We start from the raw sequence: 23,665 nt of genomic DNA, 5'->3' as shown, positions 1-23,665 counted from the left end.
CTTCCCTTATTCGGTGAGGCCGACGGCCCACGCGTAGACGCCGAACAGCTGCAGCAGGACCGGGATCATCGCCACCGCGCTCAGCGTTTCCAGCCAGTTCGCCAGATGTCCCCAGATCGGCAGCAGCCGGCGCGGCGGCGGGCGCAGCATCGCCAGCAGGAGCAGGAAGAACACCAGGCACAACCCGGCGAGACAAGCGCCTCGCCACGGCGTGGGCAGCGGCTGGATCAGCGACAGCCCGAGCAGCACCAGGCCGATCGCGCCAGCAGCGGCGAGCGGGATTCGCTGCCACGCGCCCAGCAGCGCCCGCGAACGCATCAGCACCGCTGCCGACACCAACCCGCCGAGGATGGCCGGGAACAGCCCGTGGCCGACCAGGAACGGGAAACAGCCGACGAAAACCGCTGTGGCGGCGAGGCAGGCGATGGTGAGGTAGCCGTCGGCGTACCCGGTCTGGTGCACCATCTGCGCGGCTGGCATCGGCTCGATGTCGTATTGCAGTTCGCCGGCCGAACGCGGCAGCTGCGGACCGCGGATGCGGGCGAACCGGATGCCGATCCGCGGCGCGAACACCATCAGCCCGACCAGCACGAACGACACCAGCCCGGCCGCCTGTTCGGTGGTGAACCCGGCGCCGAGGTGCAGCCACAGCGAGAGCGCCCCGGCCAGTCCGGTCGCGACGACCGCGCCGAACGGCACGAACGGGATGGCGTGCGACCACGCGGCCCGTCCGCCGAGCACGATGCCGCCGGCCAGCGCGAAGGCGAGGCAGCCGGTCAAGATCGGCGCGCCCTGGAGGTCGAACGCCGGAGCGAGCCCGTCCACCGCCACCGCGCCCGCGAGGAACGCGAACGCGCAGCCGCCGAGCCCGAGCAACGTCAGCAGCGCCTTGTCCTCCGAGCGCACCCCGGTCGCCACGGCCGCGACGAGCAGCCCGAGCGACACCACGCCGCCGCCGATCGCGGTCAGCCCGGCCGAACCCGGGTAGAGCAGCACCTTGGCGAGCACCACGAGCGAGAAGATCGCGAACCCGAGGAACAGACCGCGATTGAACTCCGGCCGCCAGCGGCCGGGATGCCGGCTCACCGCAGTGGCCATCCCGTCCGCGATGTCGTCGAAATCCAGCTCCGGCAACGGATCCGCGCGAGGGCGCAGGTGGAATTCCTCGCCCTCCTTCCAGTCCAGCGACTCCGGCGTGCCCGAAGCGTCCAGGGGCTCCTCGCCGAGCCGCTGCAACACCCAGGCGTCGCCGAGGTCCTCGCGGCCGCCGGTGTGCTCCAGCAGCACCGGCAGCAGGCTGGTCAACGGGACGGACATCGGCACCGCCAGATCCGCCCGGCCCTGCGGCCCGTACACGGTGATCCGGCACAGTTCGCCGGTCGACGCGGTCATCGCACGCCCCTTTCGGTCGTCGCGAGCGGGGACCAGCCCTCGCCGGTCCGTTCTTCCTCCGCGATCGCGGTCTGCACGAGCTTCACGCCCCGGCGGGTGACCAGCTGCGCGCGCCCGGAAGGCAGCTGGCGCGGCGCGGCCTCGCCGAGGAATTTGCCCTCCTCCTTGGGGTAGGAGAACACCACGCCCGGGCTGCCGAGTTCCCAGATCCGGCGGACCACCGAATCGCTCAGCGCGCGCATCGCACCCGAGGTGCTGCGGCTGAGGATCAGGTGGAAGCCGATGTAGGAACCCTGCGACAGCAACGACAACAGCGGTTCCAGCGGCGAGCCCATGCCGCTGGTGAGCAGCTGGTAGTCGTCGACCACGAAGAACAGCCGCGGGCCGGTCCACCAGTCGCGGCGCTTGAGCCGGTCCGCGGTGATGGTCTGGTCCGGTACCCGCGGAGTGAGCGACACGCTGGCTTGCTGCGCCAGTTCCTGCAGCGCCTCCGTGGTGGTCGCGTACCCGACGCGGTATGCCTCGGGCACTTCGACGTCCAGCTGGCGGCTCGGGTCGGCCAGCACGATCTTCGCCTCGCTCGGCGAGTAACGCGCCAGCACCGAACGCAGCACGACCCGCAGCAGGTTGGTCTTGCCGGTTTCGTTGTCTCCGAAGGCAAGCAGGTGCGGGGTCGCCGCGAAATCGTGCCACACCGGCAGCAGCCGCTGCTCGTCCTGGCCGAGGGCGACCCGCAGGTCGCCGTCCGGCGGGGGAAGCTGCGCCATCGGCAGTTTCGCGGGCAGCAGCCGCACCGACGGCGCCGGGGCTCCCGGCCAGAACAGATGGACCTCTTCGGCGACCGCCTTGGCCGCCGCGGCGAGGTCGTCGGTGTTGCCGCTGCCGTCCATCCGCGGCAGCCCGGCGAGGAAGTGCAAGCCGTCCGGGGTCAGGCCGCGGCCCGGCTGGTTCGGCACCGTTTTCGCTTTGCGCGAGCCGATTTCCGACTCCATCGGGTCGCCGAGGCGCAGTTCGAACCGGGTCTGCAGCAGGTCGCGCAGATACGGGCGGATCTCCGACCAGCGGGTCGCGCCGATCACCACGTGCACCCCGAAGGACAGCCCGCGCGAGGCCAGCTCGCCGATCTTCTGCTCCAGGTCGCTGTAGTCGTTCTTGAGGCTGTACCAGCCGTCGACCACCAGGAACACGTCGCCGAACGGATCCTCGACCTGGCCGCTGCGGCGCAACGCGCGGTAGGCGTCCATGGATTCGATGCCGTGCTCGGAGAACAGCGTTTCGCGGCCCTCCATGACCTGCGAGATCTCCTCGATGGTCCGCACGACGCGGTCGCGTTCGAGCCGGGTGGCGACCGAACCGACGTGCGGCAGCCCGGACAGCGACATGATCCCGCCGCCGCCGAAGTCCAGCCCGTAGAACTGGACCTCCCGCGGGGTGTGCGTCATCGCCAGCGCCAGCACGAGGGTGCGCAGCAGGGTCGACTTGCCGGTCTTGGGCCCGCCGACCACCGCGACGTGCCCGGCCGCCGAGGACAGGTCCGCCGTCAGCAGCTCGCGGACCTGCTCGAACGGCCGGTCGATCATCCCCATCGGCACCCGGAGCCTGCCCCAGTGCGCCGGGTCCTGCACCGCCATGCCGCGCACCGGGTCCGGCGTGACGCTCGGCAGCAGCGAGTCCAGGCTCGGCGATTCGGCCAGCGGCGGCAGCCACACCTGGCGCGCCGCCGGGCCCGCGCCGGTCAGCCGGTCGATGAACGCGTCGGCGAGCGTCGGCCCGCCCGGCACGGCCGCCTCCAGAGCGTCCACATCGGACTGCTTCTCGGCCGGTTCCGGTTCGTCGTCGCGGATGATCAGCTTCGCCGGATGGGCCTCGGTGCGGAACGGGACGACCTCCCGGCTGGCTCGCGCCGCCGCCACCGCGGAGTTCTCGCCGTTGCCCGCGGGAACCGGACCGGAGACGTAAGCGGCCTTGAACCGCACCAGGTTCGTGGTGTCGATCTTCAGGTAGCCGTTGCCCGGTTCCGGCGGCAGCTCGTAGGCGCTGCCCGCGCCGATCACACTGCGGGACTCCATCGAGGAGAAGGTGCGCAGCGCGATCCGGTAGGACAGGTGGCCCTCGACGCGGTGGATGCGGCCTTCGTCGAGCCGCTGCGAGGCGAGCAGCAGGTGCACGCCGAGGCTTCGGCCCAGCCGTCCGACGGAGACGAACAGCTCCATGAACTCCGGCTTCGCGCTCAGCAGTTCGGAGAACTCGTCCACCACCAGGAACAGCGTCGGCATCGGAGCCAGCTGCTCGCCGGCCGCGCGCGCCTTTTCGTATTCGTACAGCGACGGGTAGCCGCTCGCGCGCAGTTGTTCCTGCCGCCGCACCATTTCGCCGTTGAGCGAGTCCTGCATGCGGTCGACCAGCGGCAGTTCGTCGGCGAGGTTGGTGATCGTCGCCGAGGTGTGCGGCAGCCGGTCCATGCCGAGGAACGTCGCGCCGCCCTTGAAGTCGACGAGCACGAAGTTGAGGATCTCGGACGAATGCGTCGCGGCCAGCCCGAGCACGAGCGTCCGCAGCAGCTCCGACTTGCCCGACCCGGTCGCGCCGATCAGCATCCCGTGCGGGCCCATTCCGCCCTGCGCGGATTCCTTCAGGTCCAGCTCGACGATCTCGCCGTCCTCGGTCACGCCGATCGGCACCGACATCCGGGCCCGCTGCGCCGCCCGCGGCCGCCACTGCGCCGGGACGTCGAAGGTGTGCACGTCCTTGATGCCCAGCAGCGCGGTCAGCCCGAAGTCGCTTTCCAGCGGCTGGTCGGCTATTTCGAGGGTGCCGCTGGTCCGCTTGGGCGCGAGCAGCCGGGCCAGTCCCTCGACCTGGGTCACCGACAGCTCGTCCCGCGTCGCCGACCCCACGCCGCTGCCCGCCGGGAACTCGACCAGACCGTCCTTTGTGGTCAGCCGGAGCACCTTGGGACCGCCGGGGAGCGCTCCGGTGACGTCCAGCAGGACCACGTTGCGCAGGCCCGCGCCGACCAGCCGCGACGACTCCGGGATCGTCGCCAGATGCGCCACGATCACCACGAACGGCTCGGTCGTCGTCGGCCCGACGGTCTTGTCGTGGTCGTCCCGATCGGCGACGTCCGGGCCGAGGAGGTCCATCAGCTCGTCGTGGTCGGCGGCGAGCAGCCGCAGCGGGCCTGCCGCGTCGCGCAGGGTCGGATGGTTGTTGTGCGGCAGCCACTTCACCCAGTCCCACTGCGCCTGCGCGGCTTCGGTGGTGAGCACCGCGAGCCGCAGTTCGTCCGGCGAGTGGAAGGCGACCAGCTGCGCGAGCATCGCCCGGACCAGCCCGACGGCCGCTTCCGGATCGCCGTCGAACTCGACGCTGGTGAAGCTCCGCAGCCCCACCGCGGTCGGGATCCCGGACAGCGTGCGGTAGGTCTCGGTGAACCGGCGCAGCGAGATCGCCGACAGCGGTTCGAGGTCCTCGATCGGCTTGGTCACCGGCGGCACCAGCTCCAGCGCCGACTGCTGCGTGCCCAGCCCGATCCGCACCCGCGCGAAGTCCTCGTGGCTGATCCGGCGTTCCCACAGCCGCGGCCCCATCGCGAGCGACCACAGCGAATCCGGCGCCGGGTTGTTCCAGGCCACCGCGAGCCGCTGGTCCTCCGCGGTCGACCGGGCCCGCTCCCGGACCTGGCCGATGTAGCGCAGGTAGTCCCGCCGCTCGGCCTGCATCTTGCGCTTGCGCTCGGCGGCGGCGCGCGACAGCTGCCCGAGGCTCATCGCGATCATCGACACGCCCATGCCGCCGCCGATCACGTAGGTGAACGGCGAACTGCCCGCGACCCCGGAGAACGCCAGCACCATCACCAGCGAGCCGATGGCCATCGGCAGCATCATCAGCAGCGAGTTGAAATCGCGCGCCGCCGGTTCCGCCATGACTGGCGGTTCCTGCAGTTCCTCTTGCCCGTCGGGCATTTCCGGGCCCGCTGCGCGCGGGCCCCGCTTCACGGTTTCCGTGCTCATTCGAGGACCCCCGGAGTGCTGCGCTGGGCAGGCTTGCCCCAGGCCGAATCGTCCTGCCGGAGCAGGTCGGCCATGGTGCGTTCCTCTTCTTCCTCGGGCTCTTCTTCTGCGGTGTCCGCTTCGGGCTCCAGCGGTTCCGGAGCGTCGCCGCAGGTGGGCAGCTCGTCGGGGACGATCTCGGCGGGGCCGCCGCGGACTCGCTGGTAGGTGCCGAGCGCGGGGGTCTCGTCGGGGCGCCACGGTTCGTCGCTGCGCTGGACGAAATCGGTGGTGATTTCCTGCGCCCGGTCGTCTGCCGGGGCGGCGACCGGCAGGAGAGCGGGCAGGAATTCGGCGGTGCCGACGTCCCAGGCCGAGGTGTCCTCGGTGTCGAGGGGCTGGACCACGGCGATTCGGACGAGGTCGCCTTCGTCGGCGGGGGTCGCGGTGCCCCAGCCGGTGTTCGCCGGGGCGGTGCGCGATTCGGTCCGGTCTGGGCGCTGCGGTTTCGGCGGAGAATCCACAGTGGACCAGGGAGCGATTTCGGCGGGTGGGGTTTCTCCTTGTGTGGCGGGGTTTTCGACGCCGATCGGTGCGGTGGCTGTCCAGGGTTGTTGGATGTCGCCGAGGAGTTCGGCCGAGTCGGGTCGTTCGGCGGCGGGCGTGTTTGCCGTGCTGCCCGCGCTGTTCGGCGGGACGATCGGCATGCCTGGCGTCTGCGCCCAGCTGGCGGTTTCGGCGGGTGGGGTTTCGCCTTGTGCGCTGGGGTTTCCGATGCCGGCCGGTGTGCTGGCCGTCCAGGGTTGCTGGACGTCGCCGAGGAGTCCGGCTGAGTCGGGTCGTTCGGCGGTGGGTGTGTTCATTCCGCCACCGGCTCCGCCCGGTGGGACCATGGGCATGCCGGGGCTTTGAGTCTCCGGGTTCTTCGCAGGGGACCACTCGGTTGACGTGCTCGGTGGGGTTTCGCCTTGTGCGCTGGGGTTTCCGATCCCGGCCGGTGTGCTGGCCGTCCAGGGTTGCTGGACGTCGCCGAGCAGTCCGGCCGAGTCGGGTCGTTCGGCGGCAGGCGTGTTCATTCCGCCACCGGCTCCGCCCGGCGGGACCATCGGCATGCCGGAGCCTTGAGGTTGCGGGCTCTTCGCCGGAGGAGCCCAGTCCGCCGATTCGCTCGGCGGCGTCTCGCCGAACGCACTCGGGTCGCCGATGCCAACGGGCAGGTCGGCCGTCCACGGCTCCTGGACGTTGCCGAGCAGCCCAGCCGAATCCGGCCGTTCCGCAGCGGGCGTGTTCAGCCCGCTGCCGCCGCCCATGCCGCCCGGCGGCACCATCGGCGGCGTGCCCGAAACCGGGAGCTGCTGCTGCTCGTGGTGCTGGTTGCCGACGGGATCCGGCAGCTTCGGCAGCTCGCTCTCGCCGAGTCCCTTCACTCCCGGCCCGACCGGCTCCCCGCCGCCGGGACCGCTGACACCGGGACCGACTGGTTCCCCACTGCCCAGACCGCCGCCGACTCCCGGACCGCCGACTCCCGCAGGCGGCGGGGCCCATTCAGCCGAGTGCAGCGGCGGCGTTTCGCCCTGCGAATCAGGGTTGCCGATGCCTTCGGGAAGAGGGCTCTGCCAAGGTTTCTTGATATTGCCAAGCAATCCAGAGGAGTCCGGCCGTTCGGCGGCAGGCGTGTTCAGCCCGCTGCCGCCGCCCATGCCGCCCGGCGGCACCATCGGCGGCGTCCCGGCACCCGGGAGCTGCTGCTGCTCGTGATTCTGGTTTCCGACCGGATCGGGCATCTTCGGCAGATCGCTCTCGCCGAGCCCCTTGATCGCGCCAGGGCCGCTGTCGCCGAGCCCGCCGGGACCGTCGCCGATCCCGTTGAGACCCTTGATCGCGCCCGGGCCGTCGCCGGTCCCGCCGCCCGCGGCGGGAGGCGGGGCCCACTTGGCCGAGTGCAACGGCGGCGTTTCTCCTTGCGATTCGGGATTGCCGATGCCGTCCGGGGGAGGGCTCAGCCACGGTTGCTTGATGTTCCCGAGCAATCCGGAGGAATCCGGTCGTTCGGCGGAAGGCGTGTTCAGCCCGCCGCCTCCGCCCATGCCGCCCGGCGGCATCATCGGGATGCCGCTGCCGCCCGGCGTCTGGTTGCCCGGCGGGGTGCTCAGGCCCGGCGGCAGATGCGCCGGGTTGAGCGCGTTGTTCGCCAGGCTGCCGCCGGAATCGCCCGGGGGCGGCGGAATCGACGCCGGATTGACGTGCCCGGACCCGCCCGGATTGCCGGAACTTCCCGGAGCCGGAGGGATCGACGGCGGGTTCACGTGCCCGGACCCGCCGGTGCTGCCCGGCGGCGGCGGGATCGACGGCGACTTGAGGTTGTTCCCGACCGCCGAATCACCCGGAGGCGGGGACACCTGCTTGGTGTTCCCGCCCGGCGTGTCGCCCGGCGGCGGGGGAATGACCGGCGGCTTGACCGACGGATTCTGCGCACCCGGCGGCTTCTGCAGATTCGGCGGCTTCACGGTGTTCCCGCCGGGACCGTTGATGCCGGCGGGCGGCGGCGGAATGGCCGCAGCGTTCAGCGGAGGCGGCGTGCCGTTGCCCCCGGGGCCCTTGAGGTCGCCCGGCGGCGGCTGCACGACGGCGTTCTTCAGCGGCGGCGGCACGTTGTTCCCGCCAGGACCGTTGACGCCGTTGGGCGGAGGCGGAATCACCGCCTTGTTCACCGGCGGCGGCGCGCCATTGCCTCCGCCGCCACCGCCTGGCGGCGGGGAAACGGGCGGCGGTTTCGGGGCAGGCGGCGGCTGCGTCACCGGAGGCGGCGGCGGAGAAGCGGGCGGCGGGGGAGGAGTCACCGGCGGCGGAGGCGGCGGCGGTGTAGGCGGAGGCGGAGGAGTCGGCGGGGGCGGGGGAGGCTTGGGCGTGTTGCCGTCGCCGCCTCCCGGCGTCGGCGGCGGGGTGGTCTTGCCCGCGTTGACATGCACGCTGTTGTACTTCTGCGCGAGCTGGCCGGCCACCTTGCGCATGTCGTTGGTCATCATCTCGACGGCTTCGGGGAACTGCGAGATGTACGCGCGCCCGTCGTCGAGGTGGTATTTGCTGCCCTGGGCGAGGACCTGGCTGGCGTAATAGCTGTCGATGTAGCGGATCGTGTCCTGCGCCCATTTGAGATAGGCCGCGGAATTGACGAGGTTGGCCGGCACGTTGTTCGACCCGCCGCCGTCGCCGATCCGGTCCGCCAGATCGGAGAACTTGTTCCCCAGCGTGGTCATCATGGCCTTGAACTTCGTCGCGGCTTCGCCCTTCCACGGACCGTCGGGTCCGGCGAGGGCGGCGGTCTGGTCCTGAATGGACTGAGCGACCATCGCGAGGTTCTGCTGCGTCTCCTGAAACACCCCGGCCGCGTCCTGAAGCGACTGCCAGTTGACGTTGCCGTAGGCCTTGTCCCGGTTGTCCTGGCCGCCCGACAGCGAACCGCCGCCGAGGACCGCCGCTTCGATCTGCTTCCACGTCAGGCCGTCGAAATCCTTCGACGGGTCACCAGTGGTGTTCTGGTTGCCGGTCTGCGTGGTGTCCGGCCAGACCCCGTTGTCGTCCGAGGTGAACCCGTGGGTGTTGTTGTCGTCCGCCATCTTCCCTCGATCGCTTCGAACCCGGAGAGACCGCCGCCCGTCCGGTCAGGGTTTCTGACCGGAGCCGGTGATGTGGCCGCTGACTGTGTTGAAATACTGGTTGTAGTCGTCAGCGGACATCTTGTTGACCTCGTCGGCGTTGTCGTACGCCTTCGAGGCCTTGTTCACCGCGTCCGCCACCTCGTCGAGCGCTTTGCAGAGGTCGTGGATCGCGGTGCGGGTGGTGTCCCGCAGCTCGTTCGTGCCCTGGATCGGCTTGACGATCTTGTTCTGCGCCGTCAGGAACACGCCGGGCTTGAGCTGGATGCCGTCGAGTTTCGCCGGCAGGTCCTTCAGCGGCCCGTCCGCGAGCGCCTGCATGTTCTTCGCGAACGTGCGCATCGCCTCGGTGTTGACCGCGGTGACGCCCTTGCCCGGATGCTCGGAACCGCCCGGCACCGGCGGCGGCTTGCCGACCGTGCCCGGCGGGATCCACTCGTTCTTCACGTCCGGCGGCGTCTGGTCGCCCGGGCTGTGGAACTTCCCGTCGTCGGACGTGGTCTGATGCTTGTCCGACGTGTCGTTGTGCATGCCGTAATCGGTGTCGCCCAACGAAACCATGGCCGGTCACCTCCTTTCAGGTCAGTCGTCGCGCAGCAACGGCCTCAGTTCGCGGCGAAGCGCTTGGCGTTGGTGCCCTCGGTGTTCGAGGTGCCTTCGTTGATGTTGGCGAGGGTCTGCGCGGCGGCGTCGAGCGCCTGCGGCAGCGTCAGCGCCGCCTGGTGGCAGTAGTTGTAGGTCTCGTGGAACATGTCCGCCGCGACACCGGTCCAGTTTTCGCGCTGGCCCTCGATGACCGCCTTCATCTGGTCCAGCAGCTCGGTGATCTGGTTGGACTGCTGCTTCGCCTGCCCGACGGTGTCCTGCATGGTCGCGAAGCTGATCTGGAACTGGCCCAAAGCCATGGGAGGAGTCCTTTCGTGGGAGGGAAGGGATCAGAAGCCCTGCAGGCCGCCGCCGCCGATGACCGTGGCGGCGTTGTTGGCGGTGGAGGTGTTGTCCGAGTCCCGGCTGTCGTACTCGCTCGCCGAGGTCTGCACGTTCTGCGCGAGCTCGTCCAGCTTCTGCACGATCTTGCGGACCGTCTGGTCGAACTGGCCCATGGCCGTGTTGAACACGTTCGCCGAGTCCGACCGCCAGGTGCCGAACAGCGTCTGCATGGTGCCGTCGACCTTCTGGTTCACGCCGGTGATGTTCTGCCCGGTGTCGCTGATCGTCTGCGCGCCCTTGCGCATGACGCTGGTGTCGACGCGGGCGCCGTCCTGCGAAGCCATGCTTTCTCCTCTGGTCGGGTTCTCCGGATATGACGGACTGGCATGCCAGGCCGCCGACGTCGCCGCGGATGCCCTTCGTTCGGCCGATACGACAGAGCACGGGGGAGACTGCGGACTTACGGTAAGCGCCGGTCTACGGGTTGTCGCCGCGTTGTTCCCTTCTGGACACCAGTGCGCGGACGCCGGGGCAAGCGGCTCCTCCACCTGGGGGTGCTGAGCTGCGGCAACGCTTTTCGCCGGAAGCGGTTACGCATCATTGCCCGTTCAGGCAGCGCTGGTGCCCGGGTTCGCGCTTCGAGGTGTGGTCGCGGCGGCGGCCGGGTAAGTCCGGTGGCGAACAGATCTTCGGCGGAGGTCGCGCATGGTCGAGCGGTCCATTGTGGATGGACCGGTCCGGTGGAGGGGGCCGGACCAGCTGTCCGTGAGGGGAACCCTGAGGGAATCAGATTCCCTCAGGGTTCCCCTCACGGACTTTTCGCGCACTCAGTACTTGAGCGTGAAGGCGAAGTCGCCGGAGAGCTTGCCGCTCAACCGGACTCCCGACACCACCTTCCCTTCGGCGAGCAGCCGCAGCACCTCGGCCCGCGACAGGCCGCAGCCCTCGGCGATCAGCCGCGCAGGCCGGACCGGGATCCGCGCCGCGAAACCGACCGAGACGTCGATCGCGTCGCGGTCGAGGTGGTCCGAACCGCCGGTGTCGAGCCGCCAGGCGGCGTCCCAGTCGAGCGCGACGCGGTTGCGCCGTTGCAGGACCGGGTCCTGGAGGAGTTCGGCGGCGAGGACGGGATCGTTGTGGTGCAAGCGATCCAGCAGTTCCGGCCGGACCGAGCGCACTCTCGTCCGTTCGAACACGGTGAGTTTCGCCGTTTCCCCGCAGCCGGTGCAGAGCACCAGGAGCCAGGCGTCGACGAGTTTGTGGTTGGCGTTGACCCGGAACTTGCCGTCCGGCCGGAAAAGCCCGGACGCGCACGTATGGCAGCGCCGCCGGACGAGCGGCAGGCGAGTGGGCAGGACTGTCCAGTTGTAGAGCACAGGAGTACACCGATTCCAGTGAGAATTCCGCAGCACGAAGAAGCGCGGCGCTCGAACGCGGCGCGCGACGAAGTCAGAGCTTGGGATGCCTCACGCGATGTACAACGGCACGTCCTTGCCTGGCCGACACTGGTCGGGGGAGAGTAGCCGCGGGCGAGGGCGCGGCTCCACTGGTTTTCCCGGTCAGGCGTCGAGATAGGCGAGCACGGCCCGGACCCGCCGGTGGTCGCCGGTCCCGGCGGGCAGCCCGAGCCGGGCGAAGATGTTGCCCACGTGCTTGTTCACCGAGGTTTCCGCGATGAACAGCTTCTCGGCGATCGCGCCGTTGCCGAGGCCCTCGGCCATCAGCGCGAGCACCTCGCGTTCGCGGGGGCTGAGCACGTCGAGCGCGTTCGCGGTGAGCCGGCGCGCCATCAGCTGCGAGACGACCTCGGGGTCCATCGCCGTGCCGCCCGCGGCGACCCGGTCCATGGCCTCCCGGAACTCCTCGATCCGGCCGACGCGGTCCTTCAGCAGGTAGCCCACCCCGGCCGCGCCGTTGGCCAGCAGCTCGGCCGCGTAGGTGTGCTCGACGTACTGCGACAGCATCAGCACCGGCAGGCCCGGGATCCGCTCGCGGGCGGCGGCGGCCGCGCGCAGCCCTTCGTCGGTGAAGCCCGGCGGCAGCCGGACGTCCAGCACGGCGATGTCGGGCCGGTGCTCCAGCAACGCGGGCAGCACTTCCGGCCCCCGCTCCAGCACCGCGCACACCTCGTGGCCGACCGTGGACAGCATCAGCGCGAGGCCTTCCCGGATGAAGGCGTTGTCGTCGGCGATCACGACGCGCACGGCAGCTCCGCCCGCAGCACCGTCGGACCGCCTTCGGGGCTGCTCAGCTCGGTGCTGCCGTCGAAAGCCGCGACGCGCCTCCGGATCCCGGCCAGCCCGGTGCCGAAGTTCTCCGCGGCTCCGCCCTTCCCGTTGTCCCGCACAGTGATCCCGATCCTCTCCCGCTCGACCGCGAGCGTAATCCACGCCCGGTCGGCCCCGCTGTGCTTGGCGATGTTCGTCAGCGCCTCGGCGATCACGAAGTAGGCCGCCGCCTCCACCGCGGCCGGGGCGTGCCCGGAGCCCGAGACCTCGACTTCGACCGGGACAGTGCTGCTCGCCGCGAGCGCGCGCACAGCGCCGGGCAAGCCGCGGTCGGCGAGCAGCGGAGGGTAGATCCCGCGGACGATCGTGCGCAGCGAAGCCAGCGAATGCTCGGTCAGCTCCTGCGCGTCGCCGACCAGGGCGAGCGCCTTGTCCGGCTGGTGCTGCAGGGCGTGCTTGAGCAAGCCGAGCCGGAGCGAGACGGCGACGAGCCCGGCCTGGGTCCCGTCGTGCAGGTCCCGTTCGATCCGCCGCAGTTCCGCGCCGTGCGCTTCGAGAGCCTCGGCCCGGCTGACCGTCAGTTGTTCGATCCGGCGGGCCTGCCTGCTGCCGCGAGGCGGACGGAGCAATGCCCTGGAGAGCATCGCGTGCCCGCGAGCGAGCAGCGGCGTCAGGAGGACCAGTCCGACGGCGTATCCCAGGCCGACGCCGGTCGCGCCGAACGCCTGAGCCCAGCTGGTGACCGGCCGGAACGTGAGATGCGCGGCGGGCGGGAGGAAGGTCCACCAGAGCGGCGCGGTGCCCCAGCAGAGCGCGCCGGACAGCAGGCTCAGCCCGAGGAAGCACAACGGCGTGCCGAGCACCGTGCCGGCGGCGAGGAACGCCAGGTCCTTCCAGACCGCGCGGTCTTTGAGAACCCCGAAGGGCGAGGACGCCGGGGTGTACTTTTCGCCGACCGGCGTGCCCAGCAGCCGTTCGACCCGTTTCCGTTGCGCGCGGGCGAACCCGCGCAGCAACGGGACGAGCAAGACCAGCAACGGCAGCCCGATCCCGGCCAGGCTCAGCAGCAGGCTGCCCGCGGCCAGCCAGAGGAGCAGCAGGCCGCCGAGCCCGGCCGCGGCTCCGACCGCGAGGTACCGGAAGGAAACGCCGAACCCGCCGAGGTAGTCCCGGACGCCGAACCGGGGGTACCGCCGGTCCGCGGCCATCCGTCCCCTCCGGAGATTCGCTCGGCAGGTGCAGTTTTCTGCACCTGGGATCTGCAGGATACGTGCTGTCCGGCCGGGTTCCCGCTCCGTAGCGTCCGGGACGGCACGAGCACCGCACCCGGAGGACGAAGTGAGACGCGAGAAACAGCAGCATCCGGAGCCGGACCCGGGCGGAGCCCCGCCGGACGACGTGGTTTCGCTGCGGGCGGTGCGCAAAACCTACGGTTCCGGCGCGGGCCAGGTGACCGCGCTGCGCGACCTGACCGTCCGGTTCGGCCGGGGGTCGTTCACCGCGGTGATGGGCCCGTCGGGAGCGGGCAAGAGCACCTTCCTGCACTGCGCGGCCGGGCTCGACCGGCCGAGCGGCGGAACGGTGCTGCTCGGCGGCACGGACCTGGCCGGACTGGACGAAACCGGGCTGACCGTGCTGCGTCGCGAGCGGGTCGGGTTCGTCTTCCAGGCCTACAACCTGCTGGCGTCGCTGACCGTCGCGGACAACATCTCGCTCCCGATGCGGATGGCCGGGCTGGTTCCGGACCGGGACTGGCTGGACGAGGTCGTGCGGCGCGTCGGGCTGGCCGGACGGCTGGACCGGCGCCCGGCCCAGCTGTCCGGCGGGCAGCAGCAGCGGGTGGCGATCGCTCGTGCGCTCGCGCCGCGGCCCGAGGTGGTCTTCGCCGACGAGCCGACCGGCGCCCTCGACACCCGGACCGGCCGCCAGGTGCTCGAACTGCTGCGGCAGCTCGTGGACGAGACCGGCCAGACGGTGGTCATGGTGACGCACGATCCGGTGGCCGCGTCCTGCGCGCACCGCGTGGTTTTCCTCGCCGACGGCGCGTTCGCCGGCGAGATGGCCGACCCCGCCCCGGACCGCGTGGCGGAGCGGATGACCACGCTCGGGGAGTGGTGAGCGGTGTTCGAACTGGCGCTCAAAACATTGCGCGGGCGCGCTTCCGGATTCGCCGGCGCGTTCGTCGCTCTGCTCGGCGCGGCCATGCTGGTCACCGCGTTCGGGATCCTCCTGCAGTCCGGGACGGAAGCCGGGGCGCCGCCGCAGCGGTATGCCGGGGTCCCGGTGGTCGTCGGCGGCGCGAAATCGTTCGAGGTGCGGGAAAACGGCAAGACGAAGTCGAAGGCGCTCAAGGAACCGGCTCCGCTGGCTCGCGAGACCGTGCGGGCGATCGCCGCGACCGAGGGCGTCGGCTCGGCGGTGCCGGACGTGAGCTTCCCCGCGGTGCTGGCGGACGGCGGCGAAACACCGTCCGGGCATCCGTGGGCGAGCGCCCGGCTGGGCCCGTTCGAACTCATCGGCGGCCGCGAACCGCAGCGGCCGGGCGAGGTGGTGCTGGACGCCGGGCTGGCCGCGAAAGCCGGTCTCGGCCCGGGATCCGCGGTGCGGATCCAGACGACCGAAGCCGCGGCCGAATACCGTGTCTCGGGCGTGGCGAAACTGTCCGGTGCGGACGGAGAACTCCGTGCTCCCGTCGTGTTCTTCGCCGACGCGGAAGCGCACGACCTGGCCGGGCGCGGCGATCGCGTCGACGCCGTCGGGGTGTTTCCCCGGCCTGGCGCCGATCCCGGCGACCTGGCCGACCGGCTGTCCGAGCGGCTCGGCGACCACGCGGAAGTGACCGCAGGCGACGACCGGAGCCGGATCGAGAACCCCGACGTGGCCTCGGCGCGCGGCGCTTTGCAGGAGATCGCGGGTTCGCTCGGCGGCACCGTGCTCCTGATCGCGATTCTGGTCGTGGCGAGCACTCTCGCGTTGAGCGTCCACCAGCGCCGCCGCGAGCTGGCCGTGCTGCGCGCGATCGCGGCCACTCCGCGGCAGATCTGGAAAATGCTCGCCGCGGAAGCCTTGGTGCTGTCGGCCGTGGCGTCGGCGATCGGGTGCCTGCCCGGCATCCTCGCCGCGCAGCTGCTGCGTGGCGCGCTCGTCCTGATCGGCGTCGTGCCGAGCGATTTCTCTTTCTCCGTCGGCGTTTTGCCGATGCTCGTGGCAGTGCTCGCCGGGGTGGCGACGGCACAGATCGCGACGTTCGCGGTGGCGTGGAAAGCCGGGTCGGTGCGACCGGTGGAAGCGTTGAGCGACGCCGCGGCCGAGCAGCCGGGAATCAGCGGCCGCCGTCGCGCTCTCGGTCTTCTCTTGCTGCTGCTCGGTTTGGCGGCTTCGCTGCTTCCGGTGTTTTTCTCCGGGGTCTTCGCCGTGGCGGGAGCGGGCAGCGGCGGACTGGCGATGATCATCGCGATCCTGGTGCTGGCGCCGCCGATGGCGGCGTTCGCGACGCGGTTGCTGGCCACCCCGATCACGCGGCGGTTCAAGGAATACGGGTTTCTCGCCGCCGCCAACACGCGAGCGAACGCGCGCCGGCTGGCCGCCGGGATCGGGCCGCTGGTGCTGGCGATCGGGTTCGCCTGCGTGCAGTTGTTCATCCCCGCGACCCTCGGCGCCGCGGCCGCCGACCAGGCCGACGAGGGAATCACCGCGCAGTACACGCTCACCGGCGCGGCAGGCGGGCTTCCGGACGCCGCGGTCCGGGACGCGGCCGCACTGCCCGGCGCGGAGGCCGCGACGGGCGTGACGCGGGTGCAGGTGTTCGCCTCGGCGAAGGTGCTCGATTCGCCGGAGATCTTCGAATTTCCCGCCCAGGGCGTCACCGTCGGCAACGCGGCCAAGACGATGGATCTTGGTGTCTCGTCGGGAAACCTCGCCGATCTAGCGCCGGGAAAGGTCGCCGTGAGCGCCAATGCGGCGAGCACCCTCGGCGTCGGCATCGGCGACCAGATCAAGCTCAATTTCCCGGACGGCTTCGCGGCGACCCCGTCCGTAGTCGCGATCTACCGGCGGGGCATGGGTTTCGGCGACGTCACCCTGGCGCACGAGGACGTGTTCGCGCACAGCGCCCGGCAGCTGGACCAGCAGGTCCTCGTCCGGGCCGGCCCGGGGACAGATCTGGCGAGCCTGTCCGCGAAGTACCCGGGGCTGACCGTGTCCGCCAAGGCCGGTCTGTCCGAAGAACAACGCGACGCCGCGACCGCTTCCGTGCTGAGCAGCGCGTTGCCGCTGGTGCTGGTCTTCGCCTACATCGCGCTCGCGGTGGCGAACACGCTCGTGATGACCACGCTCGCCCGGACTCGGGAGTTCGCGCTGCTGCGCCTGGTCGGGATGACCCGGGACCAGGTGCTGAAGGTGCTGCGGATCGAAGCGTTGACGGTGGTGCTGATCGCGGTCGCGGCGGGTTCGGCGGTGCCGCTGGTTCCGCTGGCCACGGTCAGCCTCGGCCTCACCGGATCGCCGATCCCGAGCATTCCGCCGTTGCTGTATCTCGGGATCGTCGCCGCGACCGCGCTGGTGGGGGCGGCGTCGGTGCTGGTGCCGGCGAAGTTCGCGCTGCGCGCCCGGCCGGTGGACGCGATCGGGATGCGCGAGTAGCCCGCGTCAGTCCGGCTCCGGCGCGCTGGTGTACTCGACGTACAGCGGACCGGCGACCACCACGCGGCCCGTCAGCGTTCGCGGGCTCCCAGAAGATCAGCGCGGCGGACTGCCCGCCGTGGCTTCCGCCGCGCACGACGCGGTAGTTCAGTGGCCGGAAGCCGCCGCCCAGGTCACGACCCTGGAACTCGCGCAGTTTGCTCGCCGGGACGTACACCAGCTCCCGCATGCGATTCATCCTGGCGGGCCCGGTCAGCGTCAGCCGACCACGGCGAGTTCCTCCGGTTCCGCCGCCGCGGCCTGCCGGGCGTAGCGGCGCGCCATCGCCGCGCACACGATCAACTGGATCTGGTGGAACAGCATCAGCGGCAGCACGATCAGCCCGACCTCGGCGTGCCCGAACAGCACGGTCGCCATCGGCAGGCCGCTCGCGAGGCTCTTCTTCGAACCGCAGAACATGATCGTGATCCGGTCCGCGCGGTCGAAGCCGAGCAGCCGCGCGCCGCCGCTGGTCGCCCCGAGCACCGCCGCCAGCAGGACGCAGCAGACCGCGAAGAGCGCGAGCAGCGGGCCGAGGTCCAGCTGGTGCCAGATGCCTTCGGTCATCCCCTCGCTGAACGCGGTGTACACCACCAGCAGGATCGAACCGCGGTCGACGATCTTGAGCGGCGCGGAATGCCGCTGCACCCACCCGCCGATCCAGCGGCGCGCCAGCTGCCCGGCCACGAACGGCACCAGCAGCTGCAGCACGATGTCGAGCACCGCCGAACCGCTCACGCCCGGGCCGTCGGTGGCCAGCAGCAGCGCGACGAGCAGCGGCGTCAGCACGATGCCGAGCAGGTTGGACAGCGACGCGCTGCAGATCGCCGCCGCGACGTTGCCCTTGGCGATCGAGGTGAACGCGATCGACGACTGCACGGTGGACGGCAGCAGGCACAGGAACAGCACGCCGGTGTACAGCGGCGACGTCAGCAGCCCGGGGGAGAGGAACGACGTGGCGAGCCCCAGCAGCGGGAAAAGCACGAAAGTGGCGCAGAGCACGGTGACGTGCAACCGCCAGTGCCGCATCCCCTCGACCGCTTCCTGACTGGAAAGCCTTGCGCCGTAAAGGAAAAACAGCAGGCCGACCGCGATCTTGGTCGCCGCGCCGAATCCGGTCGCGACCGCGCCGGACGCCGGCAGCAGCGAGGCGATGCCTACGGTGACGAGGATCAGGGCGATGAACGGGTCGATCCGCAGCTTGGCGAGCAAGGCCGAGAAGGGGCGGGCGAACGAAGCGAGCACGGTGGATCTCCTTTCCCGGCCATTCTCCCGCCGCCGGCGGTCATTCGGAACCCCGATGACCGTACTGACTGTTATTGTAAAATCCGATAAGATGGGTCGCATGCTGGATCCGCGGTTGTGCCGTTCTTTCCTTGCTGTGGCGGAAACTCGCAGCTTCACGGCGGCAGCGAGGCGGCTGGGGGTGGGGCAGCCCACGGTCAGCCAGCACATCCGGCGGCTCGAGTCCGAGGCGGGCGGGCTGCTGTTCGCCCGGGACACGCACGCGGTCGAGCTGACCGCGCGCGGGCAGGCGATGCTCGGTTTCGCCCAGACCATTGTGGACACCGAGGAGCGCGCGGCCCGGCATTTCCGCGGGGCGCAGGTGCGCGGCCGGGTCCGGTTCGGGGTGTCGGAGGACTTCGCGCTCGGCGAGCTGCCGGAAATCCTGCGGCGGCTGCGGGAAAGCCATCCGCTGGTGGACGTCGAACTGCACGTGGAACTGTCCGATGTGCTCGCCAGGCGGATCGCCGACGGGCGGCTCGACCTGGTGCTCGGCAAACGCCGCCCGGGCGCGGCGGGACCGGGACGGCTGCTGCGCCGCGAACCGCTGGTGTGGATCGGCTCGGCGGCGACGGAACTCGCGCCCGGCCAGCCGGTGCCGCTCGTGCAGTACCCGATGCCGTCGGTCACCCGCCAGCTCGCGGTGGAAGCGCTGGAGCGCGCGGGCCTGGAATGGCGGGCGGCCTGCCAGACCTCCAGCCTGACCGGCTTGCGCGCGGCGGCGGCCGCCGGGCTCGGGATCACGGTGCACGCGCGGAGCCTGGTGCCCTCGGACCTGGTCGAACTGCCCGCCGAGCTGGGGCTTCCGGACCCGGGCGACGTGGATTTCCTCCTGCTGTCGAGGGACGGCAGCGAGGGGCCGGTGGCGACGCTGGCGGAGTTCGTCGTGGCGCGGATCGGGTCAGCGCCGCCGTCGTTCGAGGGCTGAGCGGAGCCGCAGCAGCGCCCGGTGCTGGGCGACGCGGACCGCGCCCGGCGTGGAGCTGACGGCCTCGGCCGCCTCCTCAGCCGACAACCCGACCACCACACGGAGCAACACGATTTCCCGCTGTCGCTCCGGCAGCAACTGCAGCAACCGAGCCAGATACCGGTTCAGCTCGGCCCGCAGCGCGCGTTCCTCCGGCCCGTCGGTGAGATCGACCGTCTCCGGCAGCTCGGCCACTGTGTCGGTCCGGTTGCGTGCGTGCGCCCGGTGCGCGTCAGCCACCTTGTGCTGCGCGATCCCGTAAACGAAAGCGAGAAACGGCCGCCCCTGATGGCGATATCCCGGCAGTGCGGTCAGCAACGCCAGACAGACCTCCTGCGCCACGTCGTCCGCCGAGGAATATGCGTCGGCACCGCCCAGCCGGGCCCGGCAATAGCGCACGATCAGCGGCTGGACCGCGGCGAGCAGCTCCTGCGCTGCCTCCGGATCGCCGTCGACCGCGGCGCGCACCGGGCCGTCGAAGCCGAACCGGCCGGCCGGGACCCGCGGCGCGGCCAAGGCGGTCGCCTCGGTTTTCACCCGGGTCAAAGCCTCTTCGACGTCGAGTGCCGAGCGCAGCGCGCCGACCAGCGCGCTTTCGGCTTCGCGCAGTGCGGTCATCAGGGCCTCCTCGCGCCCGGCGAGGCCGAGCCGGTGCTTCAGCCGTTCCCGGGCGTGCCGCAGGTTCGAGCGGACGGTGGTGGCGGCCATGCCGAGCGCCGAGGCGATCGCGGCGGGCGAGAACCCGTCGAGCGACCAGGCCAGCACTGTGCGCTGGGTCTCCGGCAAGGCCGCGAGCAGTTCGACCTCCCGCGCGTGCCGCTCCACGGCCGCGGCCAGCCGGTCGCCCGGCGGATCCGCGGCCGGGACGCCGCCGTCGAACCACGTCTGCTCGGCGGCGAGCCGGACGGCGGTCAGCCGCACCGCCACGCGCGGGTCGCCCGGCGGCGGCCACGTCCCGGTTTCCTGGACGAACGCCTCCACCGCCACCTCGCGCGCGGCGCCCGGCCCGAGCCCGCCCGCGCACAGGAACGCCACGAGGCGAGGGAAATCACCGCGAAAGAAACCGTCGAACCCCGCCACGCGCACCCCCTCCCGAACCCGCACTTGTCGAACAGGTGCGGTGACGCGCCCGTGGGATGTAACGATCCGGTCACGGAAATGTGGTTAAGGGCGGGACTCCCGGGTACCTGAGACGGACGGGCTGTTCGCCCGGCAACGCGACGGAAGGGGAAACGGTGTGCGGAAAAGGAAAACCCGGACTCTCCGAAGCGGCGCGCGGCCGGGCGCGGGGGCCGTAGCACGTCCCGGCCGCAACCGCGTCCGCGATGTGAGCTGAATCGAAATTCCCCGCGCGGGCGGCGAGAGGTGGTAACTTGGAAAGCCGGTCGTCCGCCGGGTCCTTCGCGGCCCGGGGCGGTTCGGCCGAAAAGCCCACCGAACACCCTCCGAAGGCATGGCGTGCCCGTGCGCGCGGAGAAGTCGGTTGACCACGGTTCGACAATGAGGACAGGAGGTGAAAAGCAACAATGGAACTCACGGCCACCAGCTGGCTCGCCCGCGCGGCGTGCCAGGACGAGGACCCGGAACTGTTCTTCCCGATTTCCGACATGGGTCCGGGGGCGCAGCAGGTCGCGAAGGCCAAGGCGGTCTGCGCGCGATGCCCGGTCCGCGCGGAATGCCTTTCCTATGCTCTCGACAACGGTCTCGGCAACGGGATCTTCGGGGGAACCACCGAGCTGGAGCGCCGGAAGCTGGTGCGAACCGGCTCCGCCGCCGCACAGCATCGAGTCGCCTGACCGCGAGCCGGTGACCATTTCCCGGCGGCGAGGGCGTCAGTTTCCCCACCACGACCGGCACCAAGCCCGGAACTCGGTGGTTGCGCCCCGGCGGCGATCGCACACCAGCGATCGCGGCCGGGGCGTTTTTTATTCTTCGAACGTTTCGGCGAGTCCGTAGGGCGTCAATGCAGCGGTTTCGAACGCGGCCATCGCCGTGACCAGTCCGTTTCGGACGGTGAGCACACAGACGCCGAAAGCGCGATAAACCGATTCGCCGGGCCCGCGCAGATATCCGGCGACCGCGGGCTGGCGGTTCGCCCGCACCGGCACCATCCGGAAACTGCCCCGGTAGTACGGCGACCCCGGATCGAAACTCGGCCCGAGCGCGCCGAGAATCCGGTCGCGGCTGTCGAACCACAACGAGTACGGCGGCATCACCGCACGCGCGTCCTCGCTCAGCACCGCCGCCACCGCCTGCACGTCCGCCGATTCGTAGGCGGCGATGAATTTCCGCAGCAGCTCTGCTTCCTCCGCGGTCGTGCTGTCCGGTGCGGACCATTCGGCGCGCCGGGCGGGCAGCCGGGCGCGCAAGGTTTCCCTGCCCCGCTGCAATGCGCTGTTCGCCGAGGCCACCGACGTGCCCAGCAGTTCGGCAGTGTCCTTTGCGGACCAATCGAGCACGTCGCGCAGGATCAGCGCGGCGCGCTGCCTCGGCGGGAGCAACTGGATGGTGGCGAGGAACGCCAGTTCGATGGTTTCCCGTTCGACGACCGCGGCGCCGGTGTCGTCCGGTGCCGCGGGGTCGAGCAGCAGATCGGGAAACGGGCTGAGCCACGGCACGTCGAGCGCGGAGATTTCGCCGACCGGGTCGCCCGCCGGGCCCAGTTCGTCCGGCAGCGCCCGGCGTGGCCGCCGCGCGAGAGCATCGAGGCAGACGTTCGTGGCGATCCGGTACAGCCACGTCCGTACGCTCGCCCGCCCGGCGAAGCCGCCGCGGCCTTTCCAGGCCCGGAGAAACGCCTCCTGCGTGAGGTCTTCGGCCTCCTCGAACGAGCCGCTCATCCGGTAGCAGTGCACGCGGATCTCGCGCCGGTGCCGTTCGAGCAGGGCGCTGAACTCCTCGTCGCTGGTCACCCGGGCAACGGTAGCTCGTGAGTGCTGATGCCGGTTCTAACCGGCATCAGCACTCACGAGAACTCAGACCGCCTCGTCCGCCAGCCTTTCCAGCCCGCTCTTCGTCTTGAGCGGCAAGTGCTTCAGGAACGCGACCGCGACCACCACGAGCAGCGCGATCGGCGCGCTGATCAAGAACAGATCGCTGGTCGCGACGCCGTAAGCCTCCCGGATCACCGCCACGACCGGCGCGGGCAGCTGCGCCAGGTCCGGCACCTTCCCGCCGCCGCCGGACGCGACCGGGCCGAGCCCGTCGGAGATGAGCGTGCCGACCCGGCTGGCCAGCACCGCGCCGAGCGCGCTCACGCCGATCGAGCCGCCGAGGCTGCGGAAGAACGACAGTGTCGAGGTCGCCGCGCCGAGGTCCTGTGCGGGCACGTCGTTCTGCGTCACCAGCACCAGGTTCTGGTTCAGCATGCCCACGCCGACGCCGAGCACCAGCATGAACAGGCTCAGCTCCAGCAGCGAAGTGTGCGCGTCGATCAGCCCGAGCAGGCCGAGCCCCGCCGCCATCAGCACCGCGCCGGCCACCAGGAACGGCTTCCACCGGCCGGTGCGGCTGATCAGCTGGCCGGACACGGTGGACGACACGAGCAGCCCGAAGATCATCGGCAGGCTCATCAGCCCGGCCACCGTCGGCGTTTTGCCGAGCGCCAGCTGGAAATACTGGGACAGGAAGACCGTGCCGCCGAACATCGCGACGCCGACCAGGAAGCTCGCGACCGTGGCCAGCGTGACCGTGCGGTTGCGGAACAGCCTCAGCGGCACGACCGGCTCGCGCACCTTGGACTCCACCCACACCGCGGCCACCAGCACGAGCACGCCGGCGGGCACGAGCACCGCGGTCTGCCAGGAACCCCATTCGAAGGTCGAACCGGCCAGCGACGACCACACCAGCAGCGTCGAGACGCCGAGCATGATCAGGAACGCGCCGAGGTAGTCGACGTGCACTTCCCGGCGCAGCGTCGGCAGGTCCAAAGTGCGCTGCAGCAACAGGATCGCGGCGAGGGCGAACGGCACGCCGAGGAAGAAGCACCAGCGCCAGCCGAGCCACGAGGTGTCCACGAGCACGCCGCCGATCAGCGGCCCGGCCACGGTGCCGACGGCGAAGACCGCGCCGAAGACGCCGGAGAACTTGCCCAGTTCGCGCGGCGAAACGATGGCCGCCATGATCACCTGGGCGAGCGCGGTGAGCCCGCCGCCGCCGATGCCCTGCGCGATCCGGCTGAGGATCAGCACGTCGATGTTCTGCGCGAGCCCGGCCACCAGCGAGCCCACGACGAACAGCCCGAGCGACAGCTGGATCAGCAGTTTCTTGTTGTACAGATCGGAAAGCTTGCCCCAGAGCGGGACGGTCGCGGTCATCGCGAGCAGTTCGGTGGTGACGACCCAGGTGTAGGACGCCTGGGTGCCGCCCAGTTCGGACACGATCCGCGGCAGGGCGTTCGCGACCACAGTGGACGCGAGGATGGCGACGAAAATGCCCATCATCAGGCCGGACATCGCCTGCAGCACTTGACGGCGGCTCATCGCCGCGGGTGCGGGCGGTTCCGCGGTGGACAGGGACATGACAGTCCTTTCCGGA

16 protein-coding genes and 1 pseudogene are annotated in these 23,665 nt (G+C 70.8%); 4 read left to right on the top strand and 13 right to left on the bottom strand.

Translation table 11 applies throughout. The features are described 5' to 3' along the window. Positions 1 to 6 precede the first annotated feature (6 nt). From eccD to ACWGIC_RS01680, 9 genes are all read right to left on the bottom strand, one after another. Positions 7 to 1,392 (bottom strand): type VII secretion integral membrane protein EccD, encoded by a 1,386-nt coding sequence (gene eccD / locus ACWGIC_RS01720; RefSeq protein ID WP_452073960.1) that lies wholly within the window; start codon positions 1,390 to 1,392, stop codon positions 7 to 9. After that, complete coding sequence (eccCa, locus tag ACWGIC_RS01715; protein WP_452073959.1) at positions 1,389 to 5,405, bottom strand: type VII secretion protein EccCa; 4,017 nt, start codon at positions 5,403 to 5,405, stop codon at positions 1,389 to 1,391. The genes eccD and eccCa overlap by 4 nt, the downstream gene beginning before the upstream one ends. After that, positions 5,402 to 9,001, bottom strand: a complete 3,600-nt coding sequence (locus tag ACWGIC_RS01710; protein WP_452073958.1) for a hypothetical protein — start codon at positions 8,999 to 9,001, stop codon at positions 5,402 to 5,404. The genes eccCa and ACWGIC_RS01710 overlap by 4 nt, the downstream gene beginning before the upstream one ends. 45 nt (positions 9,002 to 9,046) lie before the next feature. Then, on the bottom strand, positions 9,047 to 9,601 hold the full coding sequence (locus tag ACWGIC_RS01705) for a WXG100 family type VII secretion target (protein WP_452073957.1): 555 nt from the start codon (positions 9,599 to 9,601) through the stop codon (positions 9,047 to 9,049). A 44-nt stretch (positions 9,602 to 9,645) separates the two neighbouring features. Continuing rightward, positions 9,646 to 9,945: a WXG100 family type VII secretion target gene (locus tag ACWGIC_RS01700; RefSeq protein ID WP_452073956.1), complete on the bottom strand. Its 300-nt coding sequence runs from the start codon at positions 9,943 to 9,945 to the stop codon at positions 9,646 to 9,648. Between the two features lie 30 nt (positions 9,946 to 9,975). Next, positions 9,976 to 10,314 (bottom strand): WXG100 family type VII secretion target, encoded by a 339-nt coding sequence (locus tag ACWGIC_RS01695; protein ID WP_452073955.1) that lies wholly within the window; start codon positions 10,312 to 10,314, stop codon positions 9,976 to 9,978. A gap of 483 nt (positions 10,315 to 10,797) precedes the next feature. Beyond that, positions 10,798 to 11,346 (bottom strand): DUF1062 domain-containing protein, encoded by a 549-nt coding sequence (locus ACWGIC_RS01690; RefSeq protein WP_452073954.1) that lies wholly within the window; start codon positions 11,344 to 11,346, stop codon positions 10,798 to 10,800. 183 nt (positions 11,347 to 11,529) lie between these two features. Then, positions 11,530 to 12,174: a LuxR C-terminal-related transcriptional regulator gene (locus ACWGIC_RS01685; RefSeq protein WP_452073953.1), complete on the bottom strand. Its 645-nt coding sequence runs from the start codon at positions 12,172 to 12,174 to the stop codon at positions 11,530 to 11,532. Then, positions 12,162 to 13,406 carry a sensor histidine kinase gene (locus tag ACWGIC_RS01680; protein WP_452073952.1) on the bottom strand — a complete coding sequence of 415 codons (1,245 nt, stop codon included), beginning with the start codon at positions 13,404 to 13,406 and terminating at the stop codon, positions 12,162 to 12,164. The genes ACWGIC_RS01685 and ACWGIC_RS01680 overlap by 13 nt, the downstream gene beginning before the upstream one ends. 190 nt (positions 13,407 to 13,596) lie before the next feature. Here ACWGIC_RS01680 and ACWGIC_RS01675 point away from each other — a divergent pair, with 190 nt between their 5' ends. Together ACWGIC_RS01675 and ACWGIC_RS01670 are read left to right on the top strand one after the other, a co-directional pair. Beyond that, the gene (locus ACWGIC_RS01675; protein WP_452074188.1) at positions 13,597 to 14,316 is read left to right on the top strand and encodes an ABC transporter ATP-binding protein; all 720 of its coding nucleotides are present in this window, start codon (positions 13,597 to 13,599) and stop codon (positions 14,314 to 14,316) included. Between the two features lie 3 nt (positions 14,317 to 14,319). After that, positions 14,320 to 16,839 carry an ABC transporter permease gene (locus ACWGIC_RS01670; protein ID WP_452073951.1) on the top strand — a complete coding sequence of 840 codons (2,520 nt, stop codon included), beginning with the start codon at positions 14,320 to 14,322 and terminating at the stop codon, positions 16,837 to 16,839. A 258-nt stretch (positions 16,840 to 17,097) separates the two neighbouring features. Here the strand turns inward: ACWGIC_RS01670 and ACWGIC_RS01665 are convergent, their stop codons facing one another. Beyond that, positions 17,098 to 18,123 (bottom strand): bile acid:sodium symporter family protein, encoded by a 1,026-nt coding sequence (locus ACWGIC_RS01665; protein ID WP_452073950.1) that lies wholly within the window; start codon positions 18,121 to 18,123, stop codon positions 17,098 to 17,100. A gap of 100 nt (positions 18,124 to 18,223) precedes the next feature. On the opposite strand from ACWGIC_RS01665, the gene ACWGIC_RS01660 reads away from it, so the two are divergent. Continuing rightward, a complete protein-coding gene (locus tag ACWGIC_RS01660; RefSeq protein WP_452074187.1) occupies positions 18,224 to 19,090 on the top strand; it encodes a LysR substrate-binding domain-containing protein in 867 nt (288 codons plus the stop codon). Here the strand turns inward: ACWGIC_RS01660 and shbA are convergent. Beyond that, positions 19,064 to 20,209 (bottom strand): RNA polymerase sigma factor ShbA, encoded by a 1,146-nt coding sequence (gene shbA / locus ACWGIC_RS01655; protein WP_452073949.1) that lies wholly within the window; start codon positions 20,207 to 20,209, stop codon positions 19,064 to 19,066. The two genes, ACWGIC_RS01660 and shbA, sit on opposite strands and share 27 nt — an antisense overlap. A 446-nt stretch (positions 20,210 to 20,655) precedes the next feature. Here shbA and ACWGIC_RS01650 point away from each other — a divergent pair, with 446 nt between their 5' ends. Continuing rightward, entirely contained in the window at positions 20,656 to 20,925 is a 270-nt protein-coding gene (locus tag ACWGIC_RS01650) for a WhiB family transcriptional regulator (RefSeq protein WP_020660750.1), read from the top strand. A 129-nt stretch (positions 20,926 to 21,054) separates the two neighbouring features. On the opposite strand, the pseudogene ACWGIC_RS01645 reads toward ACWGIC_RS01650, so the two are convergent. Together ACWGIC_RS01645 and ACWGIC_RS01640 are read right to left on the bottom strand one after the other, a co-directional pair. Beyond that, positions 21,055 to 22,053 (bottom strand): annotated as a pseudogene (locus ACWGIC_RS01645) (RNA polymerase subunit sigma-70); the annotation flags it as partial. Between the two features lie 51 nt (positions 22,054 to 22,104). After that, positions 22,105 to 23,649: an MDR family MFS transporter gene (locus tag ACWGIC_RS01640; protein ID WP_452073948.1), complete on the bottom strand. Its 1,545-nt coding sequence runs from the start codon at positions 23,647 to 23,649 to the stop codon at positions 22,105 to 22,107. Between the last annotated feature and the right edge of the window lie 16 nt (positions 23,650 to 23,665).

It is taken from the genome of Amycolatopsis sp. NPDC054798 (assembly GCF_053611505.1).
The sequence above is the reverse complement of the archived record's forward strand: the minus strand, read 5'-3'. Positions and strand labels throughout refer to the sequence as shown.